Source organism: Actinomadura rugatobispora (genome assembly GCF_055379765.1).
On record NZ_AP029191.1, the window covers coordinates 4,399,582 to 4,424,962 of the forward strand.

Annotated in this window: 26 protein-coding genes; 4 read left to right on the forward strand and 22 right to left on the reverse strand. The window is 71.8% G+C overall.

Annotated features, from left to right (window positions below):
* Positions 1-24: 24 nt before the first annotated feature.
* From ACZ466_RS19240 to ACZ466_RS19250, 3 genes are all read right to left on the reverse strand, one after another.
* Positions 25-660: an HAD family hydrolase gene (locus tag ACZ466_RS19240; protein WP_378285260.1), complete on the reverse strand. Its 636-nt coding sequence runs from the start codon at positions 658-660 to the stop codon at positions 25-27.
* Positions 661-1,155: 495 nt separating this feature from the next.
* On the reverse strand, positions 1,156-1,821 hold the full coding sequence (locus ACZ466_RS19245; RefSeq protein ID WP_378285261.1) for a siderophore-interacting protein: 666 nt from the start codon (positions 1,819-1,821) through the stop codon (positions 1,156-1,158).
* Positions 1,822-1,925: 104 nt separating this feature from the next.
* Positions 1,926-2,312: a hypothetical protein gene (locus tag ACZ466_RS19250; protein ID WP_378285262.1), complete on the reverse strand. Its 387-nt coding sequence runs from the start codon at positions 2,310-2,312 to the stop codon at positions 1,926-1,928.
* Positions 2,313-2,444: 132 nt separating this feature from the next.
* Here ACZ466_RS19250 and ACZ466_RS19255 point away from each other — a divergent pair, with 132 nt between their 5' ends.
* Positions 2,445-2,849: an SWIM zinc finger family protein gene (locus tag ACZ466_RS19255; RefSeq protein WP_378285263.1), complete on the forward strand. Its 405-nt coding sequence runs from the start codon at positions 2,445-2,447 to the stop codon at positions 2,847-2,849.
* Here ACZ466_RS19255 and ACZ466_RS19260 read toward each other — a convergent pair.
* The 7 genes from ACZ466_RS19260 to ACZ466_RS19290 all read right to left on the reverse strand — a co-directional run bounded on the left by ACZ466_RS19260 (position 2,846) and on the right by ACZ466_RS19290 (position 10,740).
* A complete protein-coding gene (locus ACZ466_RS19260; protein ID WP_378285264.1) occupies positions 2,846-3,472 on the reverse strand; it encodes an alpha-ketoglutarate-dependent dioxygenase AlkB in 627 nt (208 codons plus the stop codon). The genes ACZ466_RS19255 and ACZ466_RS19260 overlap by 4 nt on opposite strands.
* A 17-nt stretch (positions 3,473-3,489) precedes the next feature.
* Entirely contained in the window at positions 3,490-4,605 is a 1,116-nt protein-coding gene (locus tag ACZ466_RS19265) for an NADAR family protein (protein ID WP_378285265.1), read from the reverse strand.
* 9 nt (positions 4,606-4,614) lie between these two features.
* On the reverse strand, positions 4,615-5,463 hold the full coding sequence (locus ACZ466_RS19270; RefSeq protein ID WP_378285266.1) for a helix-turn-helix domain-containing protein: 849 nt from the start codon (positions 5,461-5,463) through the stop codon (positions 4,615-4,617).
* Between the two features lie 70 nt (positions 5,464-5,533).
* Entirely contained in the window at positions 5,534-6,334 is an 801-nt protein-coding gene (locus ACZ466_RS19275; protein WP_378285267.1) for an SAM-dependent methyltransferase, read from the reverse strand.
* Positions 6,335-6,432: 98 nt separating this feature from the next.
* On the reverse strand, positions 6,433-7,452 hold the full coding sequence (locus ACZ466_RS19280) for a CaiB/BaiF CoA transferase family protein (protein ID WP_378285268.1): 1,020 nt from the start codon (positions 7,450-7,452) through the stop codon (positions 6,433-6,435).
* On the reverse strand, positions 7,449-9,536 hold the full coding sequence (locus ACZ466_RS19285; protein WP_378285269.1) for an acetate--CoA ligase family protein: 2,088 nt from the start codon (positions 9,534-9,536) through the stop codon (positions 7,449-7,451). Before ACZ466_RS19285 ends, ACZ466_RS19280 begins: the two co-directional genes overlap by 4 nt.
* Positions 9,537-9,546: 10 nt before the next feature.
* A complete protein-coding gene (locus tag ACZ466_RS19290) occupies positions 9,547-10,740 on the reverse strand; it encodes an acyl-CoA dehydrogenase family protein (protein WP_378285270.1) in 1,194 nt (397 codons plus the stop codon).
* 49 nt (positions 10,741-10,789) lie between these two features.
* Between ACZ466_RS19290 and ACZ466_RS19295 the strand changes: the two genes are divergently transcribed.
* The 3 genes from ACZ466_RS19295 to ACZ466_RS19305 are packed head-to-tail and all read left to right on the forward strand — an operon-like array spanning position 10,790 to position 13,038.
* A complete protein-coding gene (locus ACZ466_RS19295) occupies positions 10,790-11,578 on the forward strand; it encodes an SDR family NAD(P)-dependent oxidoreductase (RefSeq protein WP_378285271.1) in 789 nt (262 codons plus the stop codon).
* 8 nt (positions 11,579-11,586) lie between these two features.
* The gene (locus ACZ466_RS19300) at positions 11,587-12,360 is read left to right on the forward strand and encodes a crotonase/enoyl-CoA hydratase family protein (RefSeq protein WP_378285272.1); all 774 of its coding nucleotides are present in this window, start codon (positions 11,587-11,589) and stop codon (positions 12,358-12,360) included.
* Positions 12,361-12,405: 45 nt separating this feature from the next.
* The gene (locus ACZ466_RS19305; RefSeq protein WP_378285273.1) at positions 12,406-13,038 is read left to right on the forward strand and encodes a TetR/AcrR family transcriptional regulator; all 633 of its coding nucleotides are present in this window, start codon (positions 12,406-12,408) and stop codon (positions 13,036-13,038) included.
* 6 nt (positions 13,039-13,044) lie between these two features.
* Here the strand turns inward: ACZ466_RS19305 and ACZ466_RS19310 are convergent, their stop codons facing one another.
* From ACZ466_RS19310 to ACZ466_RS19365, 12 genes are all read right to left on the reverse strand, one after another.
* A complete protein-coding gene (locus ACZ466_RS19310) occupies positions 13,045-14,052 on the reverse strand; it encodes a TIGR03617 family F420-dependent LLM class oxidoreductase (RefSeq protein WP_378285274.1) in 1,008 nt (335 codons plus the stop codon).
* Between the two features lie 5 nt (positions 14,053-14,057).
* Positions 14,058-15,212 (reverse strand): thiolase family protein, encoded by a 1,155-nt coding sequence (locus ACZ466_RS19315; protein ID WP_378285275.1) that lies wholly within the window; start codon positions 15,210-15,212, stop codon positions 14,058-14,060.
* A complete protein-coding gene (locus ACZ466_RS19320) occupies positions 15,209-15,559 on the reverse strand; it encodes a Zn-ribbon domain-containing OB-fold protein (protein WP_378285276.1) in 351 nt (116 codons plus the stop codon). The genes ACZ466_RS19315 and ACZ466_RS19320 overlap by 4 nt, the downstream gene beginning before the upstream one ends.
* On the reverse strand, positions 15,556-16,554 hold the full coding sequence (locus ACZ466_RS19325; RefSeq protein ID WP_378285277.1) for an ABC transporter ATP-binding protein: 999 nt from the start codon (positions 16,552-16,554) through the stop codon (positions 15,556-15,558). The genes ACZ466_RS19320 and ACZ466_RS19325 overlap by 4 nt, the downstream gene beginning before the upstream one ends.
* Positions 16,551-17,552, reverse strand: a complete 1,002-nt coding sequence (locus ACZ466_RS19330) for an ABC transporter ATP-binding protein (RefSeq protein ID WP_378285278.1) — start codon at positions 17,550-17,552, stop codon at positions 16,551-16,553. The genes ACZ466_RS19325 and ACZ466_RS19330 overlap by 4 nt, the downstream gene beginning before the upstream one ends.
* Positions 17,549-18,451: an ABC transporter permease gene (locus ACZ466_RS19335; RefSeq protein ID WP_378285279.1), complete on the reverse strand. Its 903-nt coding sequence runs from the start codon at positions 18,449-18,451 to the stop codon at positions 17,549-17,551. The genes ACZ466_RS19330 and ACZ466_RS19335 overlap by 4 nt, the downstream gene beginning before the upstream one ends.
* A complete protein-coding gene (locus tag ACZ466_RS19340; RefSeq protein WP_378285280.1) occupies positions 18,448-19,395 on the reverse strand; it encodes an ABC transporter permease in 948 nt (315 codons plus the stop codon). The genes ACZ466_RS19335 and ACZ466_RS19340 overlap by 4 nt, the downstream gene beginning before the upstream one ends.
* Positions 19,396-19,419: 24 nt before the next feature.
* Complete coding sequence (locus tag ACZ466_RS19345; protein WP_378285281.1) at positions 19,420-20,997, reverse strand: ABC transporter substrate-binding protein; 1,578 nt, start codon at positions 20,995-20,997, stop codon at positions 19,420-19,422.
* Between the two features lie 168 nt (positions 20,998-21,165).
* A complete protein-coding gene (locus ACZ466_RS19350) occupies positions 21,166-22,149 on the reverse strand; it encodes a nitroreductase family protein (protein WP_378285282.1) in 984 nt (327 codons plus the stop codon).
* Positions 22,146-23,249: a GNAT family N-acetyltransferase gene (locus ACZ466_RS19355; RefSeq protein ID WP_378285283.1), complete on the reverse strand. Its 1,104-nt coding sequence runs from the start codon at positions 23,247-23,249 to the stop codon at positions 22,146-22,148. The genes ACZ466_RS19350 and ACZ466_RS19355 overlap by 4 nt, the downstream gene beginning before the upstream one ends.
* Entirely contained in the window at positions 23,246-23,695 is a 450-nt protein-coding gene (locus ACZ466_RS19360; protein WP_378285284.1) for a DUF4188 domain-containing protein, read from the reverse strand. Before ACZ466_RS19360 ends, ACZ466_RS19355 begins: the two co-directional genes overlap by 4 nt.
* Positions 23,695-25,299, reverse strand: coding sequence for a phenylacetate--CoA ligase family protein (locus ACZ466_RS19365; protein ID WP_378285285.1), 1,605 nt, complete (start codon positions 25,297-25,299; stop codon positions 23,695-23,697). The genes ACZ466_RS19360 and ACZ466_RS19365 overlap by 1 nt, the downstream gene beginning before the upstream one ends.
* Positions 25,300-25,381 lie beyond the last annotated feature (82 nt).

Below are 25,381 nucleotides of genomic sequence, written 5' to 3' on the forward strand. Positions count from 1 at the left end.
GCCCTCCCCCGCGGGCAGCGAACTTCAGCGCAGCAGTTCAGGAAGATCGGTCAGCTGGTCGACCAGCCAATCCGCACTCCGGCCGCCTGCTGGATCGTCAGCCCACAGGTAGCCCCAGGGGCCGCGGCGCACAAGTGCCGTCCGCAGACCCGCGGCTTTGGCTGGCCCAATGTCGTTGGCCGGATGATCACCCACGTACAGGATCTCGCCGGGAGCGCCAGGCGCCCATTCGGCCAGCCGGGCGTAGAAAGCGGGATCTGGCTTGGCTACCCCCCACTCCTGTGAAGTGGCGATCGCATCAGCGGGGAGATTCAGCGCGCGCAGGCAGTCGCCGGCATGCGAGGTCTGGTTGCCTGCGATGCCGACCCACAGCCCCTGGGATCGCAGTCCGGCCAAGGCCTGGCGGACGTCGCCGTACAAGTCTGCCTCGATGATCTGCTCGCCGCATCCCGCAGCGATACGGGCCTGGCGCTCGGCTGCTAGGTCGATGTCGGGCCGGATGAGACGCAGTGCGTCGGCGTTGTCGCGCCCCTGGGAGACCACGGCGCCAACAAGGGCCGACATCGTGTGAGGGCGAACGCCGAGCCAATCGGCCCATGCCCGCCACTCCCGCGTGTCGTCCACCAGGGTCTCGCCAACGTCGAACACCACAGAGATCACCGCTCCAGAGTACGAGCGGAACGACCGCCGTGAGCCCGGTGGCGGACTTCCCAACAGTTCCCGAAGACGTCCCGCGCGTGCACATCGAATGCACATGAGTCGGGGAAGTTCAGGGATCCCTCAGGGAACTCCAGGGATGTGTTTGACCTGGTCGCCTCGGCGATTCGCGGGCTCCGGAGCTGTTGGCGCTGTCCGCCGCCGCCTAGGCCCGGCGATCACCTGGCCGGAGGTCGGCTACCTGCCTCACGCAGGAGAACGGGAACGTCCGAATCTTATGTGCGCTGCCCGCCTGCTAGTCCACGGGGCCAAGCTCCCGCCGGTCCGCCTGCGCGACCTCCGCCACGGTGCGGCGGCCAACGCTCTAACTAGACGCGCGAGGTTGGGATCAACGGCAGGAACTCCGGCACGCCTCCGTTGGCTGACGGGGGTATCAGCTCAGGAGTTGCAGGCCCTATCCAAGTCACCGGGCGGGCCTTCCCCGGGTCGACTTCTGGGTTATTCAAGACCTTTTTTGCCTGGGGTCCAGAAGGGTTTGGTTTTTATGGACTGGCGGGGCCAGGCACGGTCTTGGATCAGGTGGGTCTTGATCGACTGGATGGTCTTGGCCTCGCCGGCGAGGTAGGCCATGCCGGGGTCGGGGGGCAGGTCTAGGTTTTGGACGGCTTCCAGGAGGGTTTTCGAGGAGGCTGCGGGGGCGCCTTCGCGGTAGAGCCAGGTGACGTTGTCCAGGGGGAGGCGGTCTTCGGGGGTGTCTACCTCTAGGAGGGTGTGGGTCTTGGCGTCCTTGAGGGTGCGGAGCATGGGGGCGAAAGCTACTGAGGCGGTTTCCTCTCCGGCGAAGAGGTGGTAGCGGGCGGGGCGTAGGACTAGTTTGCCTTCGGGTTTGGTGAAGGTGATTTTCTGGCCGGGTTGGATGGTGCGAGCCCAGCGGGAGCCGGGGCCTTCGCCGTGGTCCAGGACGCAGAGCTCGAGGCCCGTTTCGTCGCCGTCCCAGATGGAGTAGGTGCGGCGGGTCAGGAGGCCGTCGACGCTGATGCGGATCTGCTGGCCCGGCGTCCAGGTCTGGGGCGGGCAGGCGATGCGCAAGTGGCGCATGCGCTTGGTGATCTGCTTTGTGCTCTCCAGCGTGCCGGTCACGAAGAACAGGTCTCGCAGGCCCACGATCCCTCCAAGAAGCGATATATCGCGTTGACGGCAACACGATACATCGCGTTTGGGGGGCGATCCAGGGCAGCCGACGACCACGCAGGGCGGGGCTGTGTGTCTCAGGCCATGGGGGGTGCTGAGGCGGTGATGGCGCGGGCCTGGCCTATGGCGTTGGCGGCCCAGGCTGCCGTCTGGGGGCCCGGCGGGAACTGGGCGGTGTGGTGGAAGCCGGGGCCGGTCACAGAGATGGAGACGAAGCCTAGGTAGCGGCGTTCCTTCATCAGGAGGAAGAGCAGGCCCAGGAGGCAGAACCAAACGAAGATGATGGTCAGGACGATCCCGACGGCGGGGATGCCCTCGGTCACCTGGGTGGAGTCCTGGACGGTCCAGGTGGCGCCGTGCAGCGGGAACTGGCCATACGGGAGTATCACGTGTGTGCTCGTCAGCGACATGTCGCCGATCTGCAGCAGGACGGGTTCCGCACCGCCGTGAGGAACCGGGTACATCGAACCACCCCAACCCGAAGTAACCGTCCGCTGCCACGCGGGATCACCTCATGGTAGTTGTGGCGCGGCGGGCAGTCAGGTACCTAAGACATCACGGCATGGAAACATCGGCGGGTTGGTTTGATGGGTGTCATGCCCCCCTTCACGAAGGATGACGTTCGCGAACTCGCCGGTGCCAAGTCGTACGAGCGTGGCCTCGGTTACCTCGATGCGGTCGAGGAGTTGGAGGCCGATGACGGCGGGGTCTATGCCGCTGTCCAGGGGACCGAGTTGTACAGCGTCCGACTTCGTCACGGTCGTGGGCTTGGCGGGGAGTGCGACTGCCCTTGGGGCGAGGAGGGCAACTTCTGCAAGCACTGCGTCGCTGTTGCGCTGGTCTACCTGCACGACCGGGAGCATGGGGTGGAGATTCCGCGGCGGTTTGACCTTCGGGAGCGGTTGGCGGGTATGGGGCGGGATCGGTTGGAGGAGTTGTTGGTGGAGGTGGCCGAGCGTCATCGGGGGGCGCGGCGTTACCTGGAGCAGGTCGTTTCTTAGCGGACGCCTCTTGGGCGGTATTGGATGCTGATTCTGGGGGCTGTGACTCGGGTGCTCTTCGGGATGGCGTGTTGCCAGGTGCGTTGGCAGCTGCCGCCCATGACGATGAGGTCGCCGTGGCCCAGGTCGTAGCGGAGGGCGTGGCCGCCTGAGCTGGGGCGTAGGAGGAGAGCTCGGGGGGTGCCTATGGAGATGATGGCGACCATCGTGTCCTCGGTGCTGCCGCGGCCTATTTTGTCGCCGTGCCAGGCGACGCTGTCGTGGCCGTCGCGGTAGAGGCAGAGGCCGGCGGTGCGGAAGGGTTCGCCTAGTTCTTCCTCGTAGTGGGCGTTCAGGGCGTTGAGAGCCTCGTCGAGGAGGGGGTCGGGGAGAGTGGCGTCTTCGTCGTAGAAGCTCAGGAGGCGGGGGACGTCTACGACGCGGTCGTACATGTGGCGGCTCTCGGCTCGCCACGGGACGATCTCCAGGAGGCGCTCGAAGAGGGCGTCGGCGCCGGCGATCCAGTTGGGGCGCAGGTCGAGCCAGGCGCCGTCGGAGAGGTGCGTCCGGCGGACGGAATCGAGCTCGCGCGGGCCCGGCTCGTCCGCGAAGTCGAGCAGCGAACCCTGGAAAGCCCTGGTCATGGGCCCATTGTAGGCGGTCAGTCAAACATGTGTTCGATCATGTACTCGGAGCGGATGAGTTCCAGGAGGCGGCCCGTCCAGTTGCGGCCGGTCTCGCCGGCGGCGGTCCAGTACGTGGAGCCGGTGCCGCTGTAGTGAATGCGGCCGCGTGTGCTGCGGAGGTAGTCGGCGAGGTGGGGGTGCTGGGCGAACTTTGCGCGGAGGAGGGTGGCCATCACGGCGGCCCTGGAGTCGGGCCAGGTAGGGGCGCGGGGGGCGTCGCGGGCTAGGCGTTCGGCGTTGAAGGGGCGGTCGGCCTGGCGGATCTGGTCGCGGGTTTCCGCGTCGGTGGTGGACAGGGCCCAGTACGCGTGGGTGACGGTCGGGTAGGTGGTCCCGCTGATTTCGATGGGGGCCGGGTATTCGTTCTGGAGGTAGTGCGGGCCTGGTTCGGTGGGCCAGCCGCTGGGGTAGACGGTGTGGGTTATGTGGAGGGCTGTTGGCTGGGTTTCGGGGTCGTCGGCTGGGGTGTGGGGTGGGAAGGTCTGTTCCGCGCGGGTTTGGTGGGTGAAGTAGGCGAAGGCTTGGTCGCGCATCTTCTCGGTGACGATGGGGGGTGAGCCTGGCGTGCGGTTGGCGAGGAGGGGTTCGCCCAGGGATGTGCACAGGACGGCCAAGGGGTGGTCCTTGTTGTCCATGTCGCCGAGGACGTAGACGCGCAGGTGTTCGGGGATGTCGAGGTAGGCGGTGCGGAGGGCCTGCCGGTCTTCCTCGGTGCGGGTCTCCAGGTAGCGGTCGAGGGCCTGGCGGCAGCGGCCGCTGGAGTCGGGACGGTCGTTCAGGCGGTCGATCTCGTCGGCGACCTCGCCGAGCAGCATCTCGGGGGTGAGGGACGAGCGGAAGTCGTCGAACCGCCAGGCACCGAGGTGGTGGGCGGAGGCGCGGGCGCCGGGTTCGATGGCGGTGGCGATCCGGCCGGATTCGAGTTTGGCGCGGAGGCCGTCGAGGTCGAGCCAGTCCCAGCAGTGGATCGCGCCGTCGGCGAAGATCTTCAGGTCGGTGAGGTGGTAGTTCCAGTTGTGGACGAAGACGGGCCGCCAGGTGCCCTCGATGCGTTCCCCGTCGACGATGCGGTACGTCCTGTTGCGCGTCACGGGTGAAGCCTAGAAGCGCGCGCCGATCTCGCGGGTGCGGTATTCGCTGAGGGCGTCCTCGACGAGCCGCGGGGTGTGCTCGGGCGGGGCGGCCTCGGTGACGAGGGTGTTGAAGACGTGCCAGTGGTGCTCGATCTCGGCGGGCCTGGTCGGGTAGGTGCCGTCGGATTCGAGGGTCACCATGTCCGGCAGGTTCTGCTGCGGGAAGCGGATCAGGGTGAGCGGGCCGTCGGGGGCGACGCGGCGGCAGGTGTTGTACGCGGCGATCTGGATGGTGACGTTCGGCCGCCAGCAGAGTTCGACGAGGTGTTCCAGCTGGGCGCGCATTGTCGCGGCGTCGCCGACCGGCCGCCAGAGCACGGCCTCGTCCAGGACGACCCACAGGTTGACCGGGCGGGGGCGGCGGCGCAGGATGCGGCGGCGCTGGGACAGGAGGTCGAGGTCGCTGCCGAGCGCGCGGGCGTAGTCGTTGGTGCGCAGCAGGTCGGGGAGGTACCGGTCGGAGTAGCAGCGAACGAGCCACGCGGTGCCCTCGGCGCTGAGGTACCGGCGGCGGTGGTGGGGGACGGCGTCGCGGTGGTCGTGCCACCAGGGGCGATGTTTGGTTTGGTCGGCGAGGGCTAGCAGGGTGGCGCGTTCGTCGTCGGCGACGGAGTAGAGGGTGAGGAGGGCGGTGAGGGTCTCCGGAGCGGTAGAGGTGCGGCCCCGTTCGATCCGGGTGATCGTGGACGGGGAGCGGCCGGCCGCGGTGGCGGCGCGGGCTCTGGAGATGGTCCTGGCCTCGCGCAGTTCGCGGAGGCGGCGGCCCAGGAGGAGCCGGGGGATCAGCGGGTCGGACGCGGTCGTTGGGGAGGCCAAGGGGGCTCCTCGAACGGGTGCACGAATGTTTCCACTATAGACCCGCGAGCGGTGGAATAAGGCGGCCGGATTACGGTTTGCGGGCCACGCCACACAGGGTGGGGTCGTTCTTGCGCTCGAATGGTTCGATCTCCGGGCGCCATTGCCCGAGGGGCACGATGCCCGGTTCGACCGGTTCTAGCCCGTCGAAGTAGCCGGTGACGAATTCGGCGGCGCGCAGGACGTAGGGGACGGCCCCGGTGTCGTCGTAGCCGCTCTGGGCCTTGTTGAAGGTGGGGTCGTCGTCGGTGGAGTCGTAGAGGGTGAGGTGGCTGCCCGAGGGGAGCGCGTCGACGAGGCGAGCGACGATCGAGTGGGCCTCGGTGTTGTCGATGATGTGGCCCATGACGCCCATCAGCATGAGGCCGATCGGCTGGGAGAAGTCGAGCGAAGGCCTGGCGCGTTCGATGATCTTCTCGGGGTGGTGCAGGTCGGCGTCGATGTAGGTAGTGGCGCCCTGGGCAGTACCGGTGAGGAGCGCGCGGGCGTGGGCGAGGACGAGTGGGTCGTTGTCGACGTAGACGACGCGGGTCTCCGGGGCGATGCGCTGGGCGACCTCGTGGGTGTTGTCGACGGTGGGCAGGCCGGTGCCGATGTCGAGGAACTGGCGGACGCCGGCCTCGGCGGTCAGGAAGCGGATCGCGCGGGCGAGGAAGTAGCGGCCGGCGCGGGCCAGTTCCTTGATCTGGGGGTAGACGGCGACGTACTGGTCGCCGGCGGCGCGGTCGACCGCGTAGTTGTCGGTGCCGCCGAGCCAGTAGTTCCAGATCCGCGCCGAATGCGGGACCTCGGTGTTGATTTTCGCGGGGGAATTGGAAGTGTCGTCCTGCATTGTCCGACAGCTCCTTCTCTTTCGCCTGATGTCCCCCAAACTAGGGCGCGGGACGCGGGGGCGCCGAGAATGCGCTATTCGGCCCGCCTCCCGCGCCCTTATGGCATCGCCACCGGGAACGGGATCACGGGTCCGGCGACCGGGTCGTCGAGGGTGCCGGGGGTCGCGGCGACGGCCTCCAGCGGTGACAGGACGGGCGCGACCGGGACTCCCGCCGCCGACAGCTCCGCGAGGGCGGCGCCGGAGTCGCGGGTGGCGAGGGCGGCGGCGACGGCGGCGTTGAGCTCCTCGGCCGCGCCGTGCCTGGCCGCGTACGACGCCCACTCCGGCCCGGCCCAGTCGGTGAGGCCCAGGGTTTGGACGAGCCGCGCGTAGAAGTGGTCCTCGATGGCCCCGACCGCGATGGCCGTCCCGTCGGCGCAGGTGAACGTGCCGTAGCCGGGGCGCCGCAGCGCCATCGCCCGCTGCTCGTGCAGTTCGGTGGCGCCCGCGTGGTGGAACGGGCCGAGTCGCGCGTTCAGCCAGTGCGCGAGGCAGTCGCGGATGGACACGTCCAGGTGTCGGCCCCTGCCGGTGCGTTCGCGCTCGTGCAACGCGGCCAGGACGGACGATAGGCCGTACATGGCGGCGCACAGGTCGGCCACGGGCACTCCGGGGCCCCAGGAGGGCGGGCCACCGGGGGCTCCTGCAAGCGCCACGATCCCGGCGTGGGCGGCGTACGTCACGTCGTGGCCCGGCTCCTGTGCGTGTGGCCCGGACTGGCCGAAGCCGGAGACGGAGACGTACACCAGCCGGGGGCAGGCCGCCAGGGTCTCCGCAGGGTCGAAGCCTAGTTTGGCCATCACGCCCGGCCGGAATCCTTCGACGAGCACGTCGGCGTGGGTGATGAGTTCGCTGATCGCGGCGCGGTCGGCGGGGTCCTTGAGGTCGGCCGTGCGGTGCTCCTTGCCCCGGTTGACCATGGCGAACAGTCCGGGTGACAGGTGGCGGGCGTTGTCGCCGCCGGGCCGCTCCACCTTGATCACGCGGGCGCCGAGGTCGGCGAGGTTCTGGGTGAGGAAGGGGCCTGGCAGCAGTTCGCTGAAGTCGACGACGACCGTGCCTTCTAGCGGGCTCACGGCACCACCAGGGCGTCCAGCACGATGACGCCGGACGGGAGGACGCGGACCGGGTTGAGGTCGAGTTCGCCGATGTCGGCGGCGTGCTTCGTGACCAGGTCGGAGACCGCGAGGAGCAGGTCGACGAGTGCGTCGACGTCGTGGGGCGGCGCGCCGCGGAGCCCGTCGAGGAGCGGGCGCGAACGGAGGCCGTCGACCATCTCCCGGGCGGTTTGCGGGTCGAGCGGAAGCAGCCTGCGCTGGACGTCGCCGAACAGCTCCACGTGCACGCCGCCGAGCCCGACGGTGATGAGGTGGCCGTAGACGGGGTCGCGGTGGACGCCGACGAGCATCTCGACGCCGTCCGGGGCCATCCGCTCCACCAGGACGCCCTCGACACTGCCGTGCGGGGAGGCGGCGGCGACGATCTGCTCCCAGGCGGCCGCGGCGGCGTCGGGTCCCTCCACGCCTACTAGTACGCCGCCGATGTCGGACTTGTGCGGCAGGTCGGGGCTGACGACCTTCAGCACGAGCCGTCCGCCCAGTTCCCGTGCGGCGGTGCGGGCCTCGTCCGCGGTCGCGGCCACCTTGCCTTCGGGGACGGCGATCCCCGCGCCCGCCAGCCACGCCTTCGCTTCTGGCTCGGTGCGGACGGGCGGCAGGGGCTCGGTGGTGGACGGGGCCAGCAGCAGGGGCTCGGGGGCGCGCGACTCCGCCCTCCACCGGCCGTGGTCGGCCCAGCGGCGCACGGCCAGGACCGCCTTGTCGAGGCTGCGCGGCGAGCAGAACCCGGCGTCGGCCAGCACCTGGAACCCGGGGCCGCGCCGGTCGCTCATCCAGACCGGCAGCAGCGGCGTCGCGGTCTGCTTCTGGACGGCGGCCATGACCTCCGAGCCGCGGGCGGAGTGGGCGCCGTAGTCGAGCGGGATGGGTAGCAGCACCAGGTCCACGTTGGGGTCGGCGGCGACGAGGCCGAGGGTGCGGTCCATGAGGCCCGGTTCGGAGATGGAGGCGGCGGTGATGTCGACCGGGTTGCCGACGGCGGCGAAGTCCGGGAGCGCCTCGCGCAGCGCCGCCGTCGTGGCGGGCTCGAACACGGCCAGTTCCAGGCCGGCGGCGCCCACCATGTCGGCGGCCATCGCGGCGGCGCCGCCGGAGCCGCCGAAGACGGCGACGCGGGTGCGCGGCGGGGGCGCGGCGCGGGCCAGCAGCCAGGCGACGTCCATGAGCTCGTCGGTGTCGTCCACCTCGACCACGCCGTACTGGGCGAACACGGCGCTGTTCACGGCGGCGGACCCGGCGAGGGCGGCGGTGTGGGACTGGATGGCGCGCACGCCGTACTCCGACCGGCCCACCTTCAGCGCGACCACCGGCTTGCCCGCCTCGGCGGCGGCGCCGAACGCGGCCATCAGCCGCGCGCCGTCCCGGACGCCCTCCAGCAGGGTGGCGATCACCGTGATGCCGTCGTCGCCCGCCATGTGGTGGACGAAGTCGGCGACGTCCAGGTCGGCGGCGTTGCCGAGGGAGGCCCAGAGGGCGGCGCCGGCGCCGCGTTCGGCGGCCTGGACGAGGTTGCGGCCGAGGCCGCCGCCCTGGGTGGCGATGCCGATCGGGCCGGTGCGCTTGTCGTCGGCGAACGCGGGCGAGAACGTCATGCCGATGCGGTCGGCGAGGTTGGTGAGGCCGGGGCAGTTGGGCCCGTAGATCCGCATGCCGGTGTCGGCGGCGATGCGGCGCATCCGCTCCTGCTGGGCGCGGCCCTCGTCGCCGACCTCGCCGAATCCGGAGGTCAGGACGATGGCGAACGCGATCCCCTTGGCGGCGCAGCGTTCGAGGGCGTCCAGGACGCCGGGCGCCGGGATGGCGATCACGGCGACGTCGGGGGCGATGGGCAGCGACTCGATGTCGGGGTGGCAGGGGTGGCCGTCGATCTCGTCGCGGCGCGGGTTGACCAGGAAGGTGCGGCCGTCGAAGTCGGAGGCGCGCAGCAGGTTGTGGACGGTGCGGGTGCCGAGGCCGCCGGGCTTGTCGGACGCGCCCACGATGACGACGGACTCGGGCCGTACCAGCCGGGACAGGTCGGGGAGGGCGTGGGGGCCGCTCATGCGGAGCTCCTTACTTGATGGCGGAGAGGCCGGTCAGCTCGCGGCCGATGATCAGGGTCTGGATCTCGCTGGTGCCCTCGGGGATGGTGCCGCCCCGGGTGTCGCGGAAGATCCGTTCGATGGGGTAGCCGGTGGCGTAGCCGAGCCCGCCGTGGATCTGCAGGGCCATGTCGGCGACCTGGTGGGCGGCCTCGGTGGCGTACAGCTTGGCGATGGAGCCCTCCACCTTGGCGGGACGGCCCTTGTCGAGCGCCGCGGCGGCGGCGTAGGTGAGGGCGCGGGCGGCGTCGATCCGGGTCTTCATCTCGACCAGGTGCTTCTGGACGAGCTGGAACGATCCGATCGGCCTGCCGAACTGCGTGCGCGTCTTGGCGTGCTCCAGGGAGAGGTCGAAGGCGCGCTGGGCGGCGCCGACCGCGCCCATCGCGACGTTGACGCGGGCGACGCCGAGCCCGGCCAGGGTCGACTTGAGCCCGTGCCCTTCCTTGCCGAGGAGGTTGCCCTTGGGGATGCGGACGCCGTCGAAGCCGAGTTCGGCGGTGCCGGTGGAGCGCAGCACCATCGTGTCGACCTTGCGGACCTCGAACGGCGACTCGGCCTTGTCGACGAGGAAGAGGGACAGGCCGCCGTCGCAGGTGGGGCTGTAGGTGCGGGCGACGATGGTGCCGAAGTCGCCCCAGGCGCCGCCGGTGATCCAGAGTTTGCGGCCGTTGACGACCCAGGTGTCGCCGTCCAGCTCGGCCTTGGTGCGGATCTCGGCGACGTTGGAGCCGACCTCGGGTTCGGTGATGCCGTTGAAGACGCGGGCCTCGCCGGCCAGCAGCGGCTCCAGGTAGCGCTTCTTCTGCTCGGGGGTGCCGTGGGCGGCGATGCGCTGGAGGGGCCCGTTGCTGATGTTGATCATCGTGCGGAGGGAGGGCCAGGTGTAGCCGAGCTGCTCGATCATCATGGCCCAGGTGACGCGGCTGACGCCGAGTCCGCCCTGCTCCTCGGGGAGCCAGCCGCCGAGGTAGCCGAACCGGGCCAGGCCGGGCAGCAGCTCGTACGGGAACGTTCCGGCCGCCTCGTGCTCCTTGACGAGCGGTTCCACCTCGGCCGCCAGGTAGCGGCGGATGGCGTCGCGCAGTTCCGTCTGCTCCTCGGTGAGGTCGAAGTCCATCGGGTCGGGCACCTCGCTCGGGGTTCGGGGGTCGGGCATTTCCATCGAAACACACTTGCTGTACGCTCAGCAAGGATCACACCAGGGAGGACAGATGCCGGATCTGCTGGATCTCAAGGGACGGACCGCGCTGGTCACCGGTGCCGGGCAGGGCGTCGGGCGGCGGGTCGCGCTGCACTTCGCCGAGCACGGCGCGGGCGCCGTCGTCGTGAACGACTTCCGTTTGGAACGCGCCGAAAAGGTCGCCGCCGAGGTAGAACAGGCCGGGGCCCGCGCGCTCGCCGTCGCCGGGGACGTCTCCGACCTCGCGGCCGTCACCGAGACCGTCCGGCGCGCGACCGAGACCTTCGGCGGCGTCGACATCCTCGTCAACAACGCGGGCAACGCCGGCCCCAACCCCACCCGCGAGATGACCGCGCCGTTCTGGGAGCAGACGCCCGCCGAGTGGCACGGCTACCTCGGCACCAACCTGTACGGGGTGCTCAACACCGCGCACGCCGTCATGCCCGGCATGATCGAGCGCGGGTACGGCCGGATCGTCACCGTCATCTCCGACGCCGGACGCTTCGCCGAGCCCGGCCGCGAGTGCTACTCGGCGGCCAAGGCGGGCGCGGCCGGGTTCACCCGCTCGCTGGCCGCCAGCGGGGGCCGGCACGGCGTCACCGCCAACTGCGTCTCGCTCGCCGCGACCTACACGCCGCGCACCGCCGCCGGCCTGGACGACCAGGAGCGGCTGAAGAAGGTCATGAAGAAGTACGTCGTGCGCCGCCCCGGCCAGCCCGAGGACGCCGCCAACATGATCCTGATGCTGGCCTCCGACGCCGCGTCCTGGGTGACCGGGCAGACCATCCCGGTCAACGGCGGCTACTCGTTCGCGCTCTAGGGGGAACCATGACCGACGCAGTCGTTCTGACCGAGACCCGCGGCGACGCCGGGATCGTCACGCTCAACCGGCCGCGGGTGCGCAACGCGCTCAACCTGGAGCTGCGCGAGGCCATGCAGGACGCCCTGGACGGCTTCGACGCCGACCCCGCCGTGACCGTGATCGTGCTGACCGGGGCAGGCGGGAACTTCTGCTCCGGCCGCGACCTCAAGGCCGCCGCCGCGGGCGAGCCGATGTACGCCTCGCGCGCCGCGCAGCTCGCCGCGTTCACCCGCACCTCGACGCGCAAGCCGGTCATCGCGGCCGTCGAGGGGTACGCGCTGGCCGGCGGGTTCGAGCTGGCGCTGTCGTGCGACCTGATCGTGGCGTCGCGGGAGGCGGTGTTCGGGCTGCCGGAGGTGCGGCGGAACCTGGTCGCGATCGGCGGCGGGCTGATCCGGCTGCCGCTGCGGATGCCGTACCACCTGGCCATGCAGCTCGCGCTCACCGGCGAGCACGTGGGCGCCGGCCGGCTCGCCGAGACCGGCGTCGTCAACGAGCTCGCCGACCCGGGCGAGGCGCTCACCGCGGCCCTCGGCCTGGCGGGACGGATCGCGGGCAACGGGCCGTCCGCCGTCCGCGCCGCCAAGGAGATCGTGCGGCGGGCGTTCGAGTGGGGCGGCGAGGCCGACGCGTTCGACGCCCAGCTCGCCGCCGCCGAGCCCGCGATGTCGTCCCCGGACCGCCAGGAGGGCATCCGCGCCTTCCTGGAACGGCGCGACCCGGTGTGGACCGATCGCTGACCGCCGGTAGTCTTGATGGTCATCCAGCAAGGAAAAGGAGTGGCCATGATGGCGGGGGCGGCCGTCCCGCGGCTGGGCACGCAGCCGGAGCGCACGGAGGCGTCGCGGCGGGCGCTGATCGAGGCGACCATCGAGGTGCTGGCCGGTGAGGGCTACCGGGCGGCCACCGTCGCCCGGATCCAGGAGGCGTCCGGCCTCAGCCGCGGCCTGGTCGGCTACCACTTCGGCTCCAAGGGGAAGCTGATGGAGGCGGTGGTCGACAGCATCCGGACGCAGTACCGGGACCAGACCGCCGCCGTCCAGAACCGCGCGAACATGACCGGGCTCCAGCAGGTGCTGGAGATGTTCGACTCCTACCTCACCCGGCTCGCGCGCAACCCCAAGCCCGCCAAGGTGATGCTGATCCTGGCCATCGAGTCCGGCACCGAGGACACCGCCGTGCGGCAGGCGGTGCAGGACGCCTACGCGATGATCCGCGAGACGTACGTGGGCATGCTCCGCACCGGCATGGCCGACGGCACCGTCCGCAGGTCACTCGACCCCGAGGCCCACGCGGGCGTGCTCCAGGGCATGCTGCGAGGCATCGTCCTCCAGTACTCCCTCGACCCGGAGGTCGACGTGGAGGCCATGAAGAACGCCGCCCTCGCCTCCCTGGAGCACGACCTCAGCACCGACTGAGCCGGACTACAGGCGCGTGGAGACGGTGTCGAGCAGCTCCGGCGGGACCTTCCCGGGGTGGTTCAGGGAGACGCGGTCGAGCAGGCCGCGGTAGCGGTCCGCGACCCGGGCGGCCAGGTCGTCCGGGTCGGCCACGACCCCGATGGTGTGGACGACCTCGTCCGGCATCAGATCGGCCATTGCCTGCCAGCGATCGGGCCGCCCCGACTTGGACAGGCCATGCAGGCGGTCGGCCAGGTCCCCCCAACCGTGGTGGGCCAGGACGGGCCGGTACGCGGGGGTGCTTCCGTAGAACGCGACCCGTGCACGCAGGGCCGCCACGGACGCCGCCGTCTCCTCCTCGTCGCGCCCTGTCGCGACCAGCACCGACCCGCCCACCCGGAAGCAACCGGCGTCGCGCCCATGGCGGGCCAGGGCCTCCCCTACACGCGGACGCGTGACCTCGCGCAGGTAGGCGTGCCCGCTGAACGGATGCACCAGCAGTCCATCGGCCCGTTCGCAAGCTAGATCGGTCATCGCGGGCCCCACGGCGGCCAGTAGTACGGGCGGGTCAGAGTACGAGTGGGGCGGCGGGGTGAACGCGGGCGTCATCAGCGTGTGCGTGTAGAAGGCCCCCTCGTGCTTGAGCGGGGTGCCCTCGCGCCATGCGGCCCAGATGGCCCGGAGCGCGTCCAGGTAGTCGCGCATCCGGGCCACTGGGGCGTCCCAGCCCATGGAGAAGCGCCGCACGATGTGCCCGCGCACCTGCGTGCCCAGGCCGAGCACGAACCGTCCACCCGTGAGGGTCTGCAGGTTGTGCGCCGTGTACGCGAGCGTCATCGGGGAACGGGCGAACGCGATCGCGACCGCCGTGCCCAGTTCGATCCGCTCCGTGCCGCCGGCCGCGAGGGCCAGCGGCAGGAACGGGTCGGTGTCGGTCTCCCGGGTGAACGTGCCGGCGTACCCGGCGGCCTCCTGGCGGGCGGCGCGCTCCCCCGCGTCCGGACCGAAGCCCAGCCTCGTCTCGACGAGCATCCCGGTCACCGGCCCGGAGCGGCGAGGACGTGCACCGCGCACACCGCGCCGACGCCGACCAGGTGCGCCAGCCCGAGCCGGGCGTCCGGCTGCTGCCGCGTGCCCGCCTCGCCGCGCAGCTGCGCCGTGACCTCGGCGATCTGGCCGACGCCCGTGGGCCCGACCGGATGCCCCATCGCCAGCAGGCCGCCGGACGGGCTCACCGCGACCCGGCCGCCGATGGCGAACTCGCCGTCCGCCAGCCGTCCCGGGCCCTCGCCGTCCCCGCACAGGCCCATGGCCTCCACGTACTGGAGCTCCTCGATGGTGAACGCGTCGTGCAGCTCCACCACGTCCAGGTCGGCGGGGGCGATCCCTGCCTCGGCCACGGCCTGCGCGGTGGTGGTGCGGGTCAGCTCGGCGTCGAAGCTCTTGGCGCCGTACAGCTCCTCGCTGCGCTGCACGGACGACAGCACGCGCACCGCCCGCCCCGCGTCCAGCCCGAACCCCTGGATCGCGTCCTCCGACACCACCAGCGCCGCCGCCGCACCCTCTCCGACCGGGCAGCACTGCAATCGGGTCAGCGGCCCGGCGATCGGCCGGTCCTCCAGGACCTCCTCCAGCGTCCGCGCCTTCTGCCGCTGCGCGAACGGGTTGCGGGCGCCGTTGCCGTGGTTCTTCACCGCGACCCGCGCCAGGTCCTCGGGGCCGCCGCCGCGCGTGCGCAGGTACTCCTCGGCCAGCAGCCCGTAGTGGACGGGCGGGATCACCAGCCCGGCGTCCGGACGCGGCAGCCCGGTCAGGTGCTCGGCACGGGCGACCTTCCCGACCTTGTCGACGCCGACGGCCAGGGCCACGTCCGCGAAGCCCGCCGCGACGTCCCGGCAGGCCAGCCGGAACGCCGACGACCCCGACGCCGACGCGTTCTCCACCTGCGTCATCGGGATCCCGGTCGCGCCCAGGTGCCGCAGCATCGGCCGCGACACCGCCATGCCCAGCCGGGTCGCGGCCGTGTAGGCGACCTGCACGCCCGTCCATTCCAGCCCGGCGTCCGCGAGCGCGCGGCGGACCGCGGTCACGCCCAGCTCGACGAAGCTGGTGTCGCTCGCCCGCTGGAAGCGGTGCAGGCCCACACCGATCACGTACACGGGGCGGAGGTCGCCCAGTCGCAGGGTCGTCATCGGTTGTCCGCTCCGTTCCTCTTCTGGAAGACCAGGACGCCGCCGTCGGCCGCCGCCGTCACAGCCGCGCCCGCCGCGTCCACGCCCGCGCCGACACGGGCGCGCAGCACCGGGCCCTCCTCCAGCTGGATCCCGGCGATGGCCGCGGGCGTGGGCACGGCCGGGTCGGGATGCTCGTGGACGGTCAGCAGCGCCAGCACGGTCCCGTTCCCGCTCAGCTCCACCGGCTCCAGGTCGTCGCCGTGCGCGCCGCACCTCTCGCAGCCGAAGTCCTGCACGGGGAACGCCGTACGGCCGCAGCCCCGGCAACGCACCCCGCGCAGCGGTAGCGCCTTCTCTTCACTCACTTGCTCTCCTCGTGCAGCAGGCAGGCCACACGGTGTACAGAAGCACCGGGGCCGTCGCCCGCGTCGGTCAGTACGGGGTCGATCTCGGCGCAGCGCGCCATCGCCTGCGGGCAGCGGCCCCGGAACCGGCACCCGCTCGGCGGGTTCGCCGGGTCGGGCTGCTCGCCGCGCAGCTCGATCCGCTCGCGGCCGCGCTGCCGTACCGGATCGGGCTCCGGCACCGCCGACAGCAGCGCCTTCGTGTACGGGTGCAGCGGCGAAGCCACCAGTTCGGCCGCGTCGCCCTCCTCCACCACCCGGCCGAGGTACATCACCACGATCCGGTGCGTCAGATGCCGGACGGTGGCGAAGTCGTGCGAGATCAGCAGCGTCGCCAGGCCCTTCCCGGCCTGCAGCTCCAGCAGCAGGTTGAGGATCTCCGAACGGGTCGACAGGTCCAGCGCGGAGGTCGGCTCGTCGGCCACCAGCACGCGCGGCGACAGGGCCATCGCCCGCGCGATCGCGACCCGCTGCCGCTGCCCGCCCGACAGCTCGTCGGGGTAGCGCCGCGCCATGGCCGGGTCGAGCGCGACCTGCTCCAGCAGCCCGGCCACCCGGGCGGAGCGCTCGGCGCGGGACCCGACGCGGTGCACGGCCAGGGGCTCGGCCACGGCGTGCTCGACCGTCTTGGTCGGGTCGAGCGAGCCGTACGGGTCCTGGAAGATCACCTGGAGGTCGCGGCGGACGCGCTTCAGATCCCGGCCGCGCAGCCGGGTGATGTCGCGGCCGTCCAGCTCGACCCGTCCCGCGTCGGGCGCGGCCAGCCGGGACACCAGCCGGCCGACGGTCGTCTTGCCCGACCCGGACTCGCCGACCACGCCCACGGTCTCGCCGGCGGCCAGGTCGAGGTCCACGCCGTCCACCGCCCGGACCCCGCCGGACGGGCGGCCCAGCAGGTCGCGGCCGGTCGGGAACGTCTTGCGCAGCCCGCGCGCGGTCAGCAGCGGCGTGCTCATCGTGCCTCCTGGAGCTCGATCTCACCGGCCGCCACCCGCAGGCACCGGGTGGCGTGCCCGGCCTCCTGGGATTCGGCGGGCTCGGTCGTGGCGCACGCGTCGGCGGCGTACTCGCAGCGCGGCCGGAACCGGCAGCCGGACGGGAAGGCCCCGGCGGGCGGCACCCGGCCCGGGATGACGTCGAGCCGGGTGCGCGGCGCCCGGCCGGTCGGGACCGAGCGCAGCAGCGCCCGCGTGTACGGGTGCCGCGCCGTCCCGAACACCTCGGTGACCGCCGCCCGCTCGACGACGTGGCCCGCGTACATCACGACCACGTCCTCGCAGAACTCGGCCACCACGCCCAGGTCGTGGGTGACCAGCAGCACCGCCATGCCGGACTCGCGCTGCAGGTCGCGCAGCAGCCCGAGGATCTCGGCCTGGATCGTCACGTCCAGCGCGGTGGTCGGCTCGTCGGCGATCACCAGCCGGGGATCGCAGGCGATCGCCGCGGCGATCATCACGCGCTGCTGCATGCCGCCCGACAGCTCGTGCGGGTAGGCGCGCAGCCGCCGCGCCGCGTCCGGGATGCCGACCCGGTCGAGCAGTTCCCGGGCCCGCGCCCGGGCGGCGCCGCGGCGCTCCCCCAGGTGCAGGCGGCGCGACTCGGCGATCTGGTCGCCGACGGTCATGGTCGGGTCGAGGCTGGACATCGGCTCCTGGAAGATCGTGCCGATGGTCCGGCCGCGCACCGCGGCCAGCTCCCGCTCCTTGCACCGGAGCAGGTCGCGGCCGTCCAGCAGGACGCCGCCCGCCACCGCCCGCACGCCCTTCGGCAGCAGGCCCAGCACGGCCATCGCGGTCATCGTCTTCCCGCAGCCGGACTCCCCGATCAGCGCCACCGCCCCGCCGGACGGGACGTCGAAGGTCACGTCGTGCACCAGCCGAGGCTGCGGCGCGTGCCCCCCGACCAGATCGAGCGTCAGCCCGCTGACACTCAGCACGGACTCCGCTTCGCTCATGACCTCTCCCTCCCGGCCACGGAGTCGCGCAGCCTGTCACCGAGCACGTTGAACGACAGGACCGTCAGCAGGATCGCGATCCCGGACGGCAGCACCGAGTAGGGCGCCTCGAACTGGTTCTCGTACGCCGCCTTGAGCATCGAGCCCCAGCTGGCCTCCGGCGGCTGCACGCCCAGCCCGAGGAAGCTCAGGCTCGCCTCCGCCAGCAGCGCGAAGCCCATCAGCAGCGTGACCTGGACGAGCAACGGGGCGCGGATGTTCGGCAGCACGTGCACCAGCAGCACCCGGCGGGTGCTCGCGCCGATCGCCTCCGCCGAGGCGATGTAGGTCTCCTCGGCGACGACCATGGTGGCGCCGCGCACGACCCGGAACAGGTGCGGGGCGAACACGATCCCGATCGCGACCATCGCGTTGGTCAGCGACGGCCCCATGACCGCGATGATCGCCAGCGCGAACACGATCGCGGGGATGCTCAGCAGCGTGTCCGACAGCCGGTCGGCGACCGCGTCGAACACCCCGCGCCGCAGCCCGGCCAGCAGCCCCGCCGGGACGCCCAGCGCCAGCCCGACCGCCAGCGAGATCAGCGGCGCGACCAGCGAGATCCGGGCCGCGTAGATGACCCGGCTGGCCACGTCCCGGCCGAAGTCGTCGGTGCCGAGGGGGTGCTCGGCGCTCATCCCGGCGAACCGGTCGAAGAGGTTCTGCGCGTTGGGGTCGTGCGGGGCGACCAGCGGTGCCGCGATCGCGAGCACGGCCAGCAGCACCAGGTAGGCGGCCGCGGCGATGGCGGACGGGCTGGACAGCATCGCCCGCAGCAGCCCGGGCCGCTTCCGCGCCGAGCTCGGAACGACCGCGTCCGCGTCCGCCGTCCCGGCGGAGGCAGTGGTGACCGTGCTCACGCCGTCCTCACTTTCGGGTTGATCCAGCCGTAGGCGACGTCCACGAGGAGGTTGGCCAGGACGACCACGACGGCGGCGAAGATGACGAAGCCCTGGAGGACGGGGTAGTCGCGTTCCAGGACGGAGTTGACCGCCAGGGTGCCCAGGCCGGAGATGCCGTACACGGCCTCGACGACCACCGTGCCGCCGAGCAGCTTGCCGGTCTGGAGGCCGAGGACGGTCACGACCGGGATGGCGGCGTTGCGGAGGACGTGGCCGCGGACGAGCCGGGTGCCGGACGCGCCGCGCGCCCGCGCCGTCCTGATGTACGGCTTGGCCAGCACGTCGGCGACGCCGCCGCGGGTGTGGCGGGCGATCTCGGCGGCGACGGCCAGGCCGAGGGTGACCGCGGGCAGGATGAGGTGCAGCAGCCAGGTGCCGACGCCTTCGCTGAGCGGCGCGTACGCGGTCGCCGGGAACCACGGGTTGACCAGCGCGAAGAAGGTGACCAGCACCAGCCCGATCCAGAAGCTGGGCATCGCGATGCCGACGGTGGCGACCGTGGAGACGATCCGGTCGGTCCAGCCGCCCTGCCGCAGCCCGGCCATGGTGCCCGCGCCGACGCCGAAGACGGTGGCGAACAGCAGCGCCATCAGCGCGACGGACAGGGTGGCGGGGGCGGCGTCGCCGAGCAGCCGGGTGACGGGCAGCTCGGAGAACATCGACGCGCCGAGGTCGCCGCGCAGCAGCCCGCCCAGCGAGTGGCCGTACTGGACGATCAGCGCGTCCTCCAGGCCGAGCTGCTCGCGGATGCGGGCGACCTCGTCGGGGGTGGCGCGTTCCCCGGCCAGCAGCTGGGCGGGGTCGCCGGGAACCAGCCGGATCAGCAGGAACGTCAGCAGGTGCACCAGCCAGATGACCAGGACGGCGGAGGCCAGCCGGCGCGTGAGTCTCGCCATGTTCATGGGGTTCAGTCCTCCGGGTGCGGCTCAGCCGGCGACGTGGGTGCCGCGGAACTCGTAGGTGCCGGTCGGCGGGATGACGATCCCGCCGGCGTCCGGCTGGACGCCGACGACGTTGTCGGGGGCGCAGATGGGGATGATCGGCGGGCCGGCCTCGTACGCCTTGCGGAACAGGTCCCGGAGCGGGCCCTGCTGACCGGCGGTGTCGAGGCGGCGGCGGGCCTCGGCGAGGCGCGCGGGGCCGTCGGGCACCTGGAAGCGTCCGGGGTTCACGGCGCCGCCGGGCAGGTAGTAGTCGGCGATGAACGTGGACGGGTCGGGGCGGCCGACGTCGATGGGCGTGACCATCAGGTCGAACTTGCCGGTGCGGAGGGTCGGGGTGGACTGGGCGGTGTCGACGACGCGCAGTTCGGCGCGGATGCCGATGTCCTTGAACTGGGCCTGGAGGGCCTCGGCGAGGATCTGGTACTGGGTGATGTTGGCCGAGGTGATGGTGAGCGTCAGCGGCTCGCGGCCCTCGCCGTGGCCGGCCTCGGCGAGGAGGCGGCGGGCGCGGGCGGGGTCGTGCACCGCCTCGGGCCGCGCGTCGAGGCCGGGCACGTGCGGCCAGTACTGCTGGATGAACGGCTGGACGGTCGGGGTGCAGCCGTCGTTCTGGAGGTTCTCGTCGATGCTGGCGCGGTCGATGGCCTGGCTGAGCGCGGTCCGGACGCGCGGGTCCTTGAGGCCGGGGCGGGCGGTGTTGACGACGGCGGTGTAGATGAGCGTGCGGGGCTTGCTCAGCAGCGTGATCCCGGCCGACTTGAGGCGGGCGGTGTGGGAGGGGCGCAGGTAGGCGGCGTCGAGCTGGCGGGACAGCAGGGCGCGGAGCCGGGTGCTGTCGTCGGTCATCGTGATGATCTTGAGCCGGGGCATCGTGACCGAGCCGGCGTCCCAGTAGCCGTCCCACTTCTCGTAGGTGACCTGGCGCATGGTGTAGGAGGCGATCCGGTACGGGCCCGCGCCGACCGGGCGCTTGGCCAGGTCGGGGGAGTTCACCGCGCGCGGGCTGATGATCATTCCGGCCTCGCCGGCGAGCACGCCGAGCAGGTGGCCGCCGGGTCCGGCCAGCCGCAGCCGCACGTGCAGCGGGTCGACGACCTCGACGGCGCGGACGACCTCCAGGTCGCCGGCGACGGTGCTCTTGGGCTGCTTGCCGTGCTCCAGGCTGGCCTTGACGGCGGCGGCGTCGAGGGCGGCGCCGTCCTGGAACCGGACGCCCGCGCGGAGGGTGAGGTCGAAGGTGAGGCCGTCGTCGGACAGCTTCCACGCGGTGGCGAGGCCGGGCTCGAACTCCCCGGACTCGCCGATCTTGATCAGCGCGTCGTAGACCGGATGCAGGAAGATCAGGTCGAACTGGGCGCCGCGGTGCGGGTTCAGGGTGGTCGCCCGGGTGGAGTACCCCCAGCGGAACTCGGGTGTGCGGTCGGCCGGTCCGCCCGTCCCGCAGGCGGCGGTGACGGACGCGGTCAGCGCGAGCGCGAGCGCGGCGGCGGCGGGCGTGCGGTGCCTCGTTCGCCGGGGGTGGTGGCGCTCGCGTCGACACCGTCTCGGGCCTGGCCCCATGGCGTCCTCCTCGGAGTGGTCGCTCCGGTGTTTCCTCAAGTGGCGGCAGCGAAGTGCGGTGAACGTAACAAACTTCCTGGACGGCTAGCAAGTACTTGACGGGACCGGTCCACGGTGCCTTCGCATGGCGCGCGGAAACCCGGTGGGGCCTGCGCCGGGTCCGCCCGGCTACCGGGGCAGGCGGGCCGAGGCGGGCGGGGTCGCCTTCGGACGGCCCACCCGCGTGACGTTGAGGAGCCGCGACGGGTCGTCGATCCCCAGGAGCCGGGCCAGCCGCTGCTTGGTGATCTCCACGTCGATGATCTGGCTGACCGGATGGGTCGTGTAGCCGAGCGTCGACAGCGTCAGCCACTGGCGCATCAGGACGCGCCCCAGCGCGACCTGCTCGCCGTCCGTGCAGCCGGGCCGGCCCACCAGGACGACGACCTCGCCGTCATAGTCGAGCGTCCTGCGGGACGAGGACGCCATCAGCTTGGGAACCCCGAGGCGGCGCAGCAGCGGGTAGCCGCGCCGGGACAGCGCCGCCCGCAGCGCACGCGTCTCCATGCGGGTCAGGCCCAGGGCGCGGTCGGTGAGGCCGTCCTGCTCGTAGCGCGGGTCCTCGGGGTCGAGGCGCAGCCACGCGCGCAGCTCACGGGCGATGGGCGGGGTCGAGAACAGGTGCCGGTCGGCGTCGTAGGCCAGCTCGATCAGCTCGCGGCACGGGACGCGGCGCACCTCCGCCTTCTCCTCGGCGGCCAGCTTCTCCAGGCGGCCGATCACCGCCTCGTCCAGGCGCCCCGGCTCGTACGCGCCGCGCCCGGTACGGCGGTCGCGCACGTCCTGCGCCGTGAACGGCGTCGTGTACGGCGCCGGGTACCGGCCCTCCACCCCGGCCAGGTACCCCGCCCGGCGGTCGGCCTCGGAGTGGTCCTGCCGGAACTCCACCCGCAGGCCCGCGTCCGCGCACACGATCAGGCACGTCTCGGTGAACGCGCCCAGCGCGAGCCGCAGATCCCGGCCGGCGGGATCGCCGACCGGGAGCGTGCGGGCCGGGTCCCACCCGATCTCGACCGAGTCCTCGCGGTAGCGGAGCACCCAGGGCTGGGTGTTGTGCGCGCTGGGCGCGCGCCAGAAGTCCGGTTCCAGTTCCCGCAGTGCGTCGGGCTTCAATGGAAGCCTTTCTCGTAGAACGTGTATCCGTGCAGGGGACGTCCGCCCATCGCTTCGTATTGTGCCGCCGAACCGGGGTTGGCGCGCTCCACATACGTGCTGCGGAGGAATTCATATCCGCCGGCCCGCACATTGCGCAGCAGCTCGCGCGAGAGCAGCCGCATGTAGCCGCGCCCCTGCGCCTCCGGAACCGTGCCCTTGATGATGAGAACGGCGTCGCGGCGGTACCGGGACCGCGTGAGCAGCAGCCGGAGCTGGTTGGGCAGGCCCAGGTCGCCGCCCGTCTTCACGACGAACTCGGAGATGTCCGGGACGCACAGCACGAACGCCACCGGCCGCCCCGCCCTGGTCAGGTACAGCAGCAGCGACTCGTCGATCAGGTGCGCCAGGCCGTCGGTCGCCCGGTCGAGCTGCTCGGCGGAGATCTCGGTGTAGTAGCCGAGCTGGGCGAAGCTCGCGTTCAGCATCTCGCGCAGGATGGGCAGTTGCGCGCGGAACCGTTTCCTGTCGCCGCGGTGCAGGACCAGGTCCTCGGCGGCGATCCGGGCGTCGTCGAAAGGGAACGCGGCCTCGGGATCGGCGGTCGCCGGGCAGATCCAGGTGTCGGACTCGAAACGGCGCGAGAAGCCGCAGGTCTCGTACGCGCGCGGGTAATAGGGGTGATTCCATGCGCTGTCGATGAAACCGCGTTCCGCGTACCCGGAGGTGATCACCCCGCCGGCCTGGTTGGGCAGCAGCGACACCGGCCCGAACGCCGCGTCCCGGCCCGCCGCCCGCCCCGCCGCGCAGATCGCGCCGAACAGCGCCTCGGGCACGCCGTCCTCGTCCAGGAACTCCGTCAGCCCGAACAACTGGAGGCGCTTGCCGAGCTTGGCGTCGAAGGCGGCGTCCGTGTGCAACGTCGTCCGGCCGACGACCCGGCCGGACGCGTCCCGGAGCAGGTGCAGCCGCACGCCCGGGACCTCGCCGCGATGCCAGCCGCGGATCTGCTGCGCCAGCACCGGGACGTGCCGCGGGTCGCGCCCGTACACGCGGCGCGTGAACGCGACGAACTCCCGCAGGTCGCGGCGGCCCTCCACCGCCGCGAACGCGAAGCTCACCGGCGCTCACGGACGACCGGCGGCCCCTGCTCCTCGCCCGACAGCGCCGTGAACTCCGGAATGTGCGCCATGACGTCGCCCTCGGCCCGCCACACCCCGTTGCTGTACCCCTCCGGCTCGGCGTTGTAGAGCCGGATGTAGCCGCCCGTCGCGTTCTTCCGCCCGTCCGTCACCCACACCATCAGCTTGCGGTGGTGGCGGCTGCGGGCGAACCGGAGCAGCGCGTCCCGGTCGCTGAAGAACGCCAGCGTGCCCAGCGTGTACGGGAACTCCCAGTACACCTTGTGCCAGCGGTAGCCCTTCATCCGCTTCATGTCGCGGACCATCCGGTACCAGGTGAAGGTGAGCGTGATGATCGAGACCGGGCCGCGGTACCGGGTCGCGCCGACGAACATCGCGGTGGCCTGCCCCTGCGGCGGCGCCTTGCTGAAGTCGGTGGTCCGCATCAGGACGCCTCCTTGACGAGGTAGGTGTTCTTGAGCCTGCTCGCGCCCTCGAACGGCCCCTCGTTCTCGGCGAACACCCGGACCCGCAGGTCGCCGGCCGCCGGATCCTCCTTGAGCGACTCGGCGAAGTCCCGCGACACCGACGCCAGATGGTCGAGGACCCCCCTGCGGCACGTCTCGACCAGGATCGCGGTGGCCTCCTCGTCCAGCTCCACGCCGGGGCGCAACTCGATGTTGACGACCGGACGCGACTCCAGGTCGGGCAGCTCCTCCAGCGACATGCAGAACCGGGCGATGTCGGCGGCGTACGGGTTGCCCTCGTACAGGCCGTACTCCACGTCCTGCGGGTAGAGGTTCGCGCCCATGTAGGAGACCGTGCTGTCGGCCCGCCCGAACAGGAACAACAGCGGGAGCGCCATCCGCTCGTCCGCCGTCGCCCTGCGGCAGTCCGCCCAGCGCTCCGGATCGCGGCGGATGATCTCCTTGACCCGGGTCAGCGGATGCAGCCGCGCCTCGTCGCCCACGTTGTAGCGCAGCTTGGGCTGCAGGCAGCTCTTGGTGTTGATCGTGCAGAGCAGCTCGCCGCGCCCGTTGACCTCCAGGAACGTCTCCAGCGGGTTGTAGTGGAAGATCATCGGCAGCCGCTGCTCGTCCTCGCCCAGCAGCTCGCGGCGCAGCTCCGGATCCGCCGCCAGCCGCCTGCGCAGCCACACCGTGAACCCGGTCTCCGCGCCCATCCCGATCGTCAGGTCGCTCGCCCCGTACGCGGAACGGACCTCCTCGAAACGCCGCTCCAGGTACGCGCGCAGCGCCTCGGTCATGCCCTCGCCGCCGACCATCCCCCGGATCCGGTACCGCTCCCAGGGGAACCCGATCGCGTCCAGGCGGTCCTGCAGATGCTTCAGGAACGGCGGGTACGCGGTGATCACGTAGTCGTAGCCGGGGCCGAAGTGCTCCAGCGTGTCCACGATCTTCTCGAGGTCGGGACCGGTGTTCTTCACCATCGCGATCCGCGTCATCGCCGTCCCGGTGGTGGTGCCGGTGGCCCAGGCGCCCATCGAGTAGCCGTTGATCACGAACAGCTTCTCGCCGGGGAAGACCAGCTCGATGTACCCGGCCGCGTTCCGGTAGATCGCCTTCAGCTCGCGCGGGCCCCGCACCCAGTTGTACGGCTTGCCGGTGGAGCCGGACGACTCGTCCACGACCACCCCGGCCCGGTGCAGCCGGCCCTCCTGGCAGCGGCTGGCCTCGTCGTACACGCCCGCGTAGTTCTGCTTGGTCATCTCCGGGAAGTCGGCCAGCCGGCGCGGCCGCCGCCCGCCCGCGTGCCGCCGCACGAAGTCGCGGTACGCGGGGACGTCCACCGCGCCGAACTCGCAGGCCACGCGGGCGTGCCGGGCGGCCAGCCGGTCGAGCGCCGGATGGTAGCCGCGGGCCACCAGCCGCCACACGGCCGGGTGCAGGGACGCCGTCCGGTACGCCCCGGTGAGCGCCCACGAGTAGCCCTGGAGGCGGGCCCGGCGCCACCGCTCCCGCAGGGTCAGCCGCCCCAGCCGCGGCGCGAGCCGCTCCGTGAACCCCGCCGCCGTCTCCACTGCCGCCATGATCCCCCCGTCACCACCCGCGCGGTGTCCGGCCTGTCACCGTTCCTTCAGGATTGTGATCATTGAATCGGCAGAGTAGTCG

Bases quoted from the DNA above. Each gene is read 5' to 3' on its own strand.
- ACZ466_RS19250 (WP_378285262.1), bottom strand. From the start codon at position 2,312: ATGTACCCGGTTCCTCACGGCGGTGCGGAACCCGTCCTGCTGCAGATC.
- ACZ466_RS19255 (WP_378285263.1), top strand. From the start codon at position 2,445: ATGCCCCCCTTCACGAAGGATGACGTTCGCGAACTCGCCGGTGCCAAG.
- ACZ466_RS19260 (WP_378285264.1), bottom strand. From the start codon at position 3,472: ATGACCAGGGCTTTCCAGGGTTCGCTGCTCGACTTCGCGGACGAGCCG.
- ACZ466_RS19275 (WP_378285267.1), bottom strand. From the start codon at position 6,334: ATGCAGGACGACACTTCCAATTCCCCCGCGAAAATCAACACCGAGGTC.
- ACZ466_RS19285 (WP_378285269.1), bottom strand. From the start codon at position 9,536: ATGAGCGGCCCCCACGCCCTCCCCGACCTGTCCCGGCTGGTACGGCCC.
- ACZ466_RS19290 (WP_378285270.1), bottom strand. From the start codon at position 10,740: ATGGAAATGCCCGACCCCCGAACCCCGAGCGAGGTGCCCGACCCGATG.
- ACZ466_RS19295 (WP_378285271.1), top strand. From the start codon at position 10,790: ATGCCGGATCTGCTGGATCTCAAGGGACGGACCGCGCTGGTCACCGGT.
- ACZ466_RS19300 (WP_378285272.1), top strand. From the start codon at position 11,587: ATGACCGACGCAGTCGTTCTGACCGAGACCCGCGGCGACGCCGGGATC.
- ACZ466_RS19305 (WP_378285273.1), top strand. From the start codon at position 12,406: ATGATGGCGGGGGCGGCCGTCCCGCGGCTGGGCACGCAGCCGGAGCGC.
- ACZ466_RS19310 (WP_378285274.1), bottom strand. From the start codon at position 14,052: ATGCTCGTCGAGACGAGGCTGGGCTTCGGTCCGGACGCGGGGGAGCGC.
- ACZ466_RS19315 (WP_378285275.1), bottom strand. From the start codon at position 15,212: ATGACGACCCTGCGACTGGGCGACCTCCGCCCCGTGTACGTGATCGGT.
- ACZ466_RS19325 (WP_378285277.1), bottom strand. From the start codon at position 16,554: ATGAGCACGCCGCTGCTGACCGCGCGCGGGCTGCGCAAGACGTTCCCG.
- ACZ466_RS19330 (WP_378285278.1), bottom strand. From the start codon at position 17,552: ATGAGCGAAGCGGAGTCCGTGCTGAGTGTCAGCGGGCTGACGCTCGAT.
- ACZ466_RS19340 (WP_378285280.1), bottom strand. From the start codon at position 19,395: ATGAACATGGCGAGACTCACGCGCCGGCTGGCCTCCGCCGTCCTGGTC.
- ACZ466_RS19345 (WP_378285281.1), bottom strand. From the start codon at position 20,997: ATGGGGCCAGGCCCGAGACGGTGTCGACGCGAGCGCCACCACCCCCGG.
- ACZ466_RS19360 (WP_378285284.1), bottom strand. From the start codon at position 23,695: ATGCGGACCACCGACTTCAGCAAGGCGCCGCCGCAGGGGCAGGCCACC.
- ACZ466_RS19365 (WP_378285285.1), bottom strand. From the start codon at position 25,299: ATGGCGGCAGTGGAGACGGCGGCGGGGTTCACGGAGCGGCTCGCGCCG.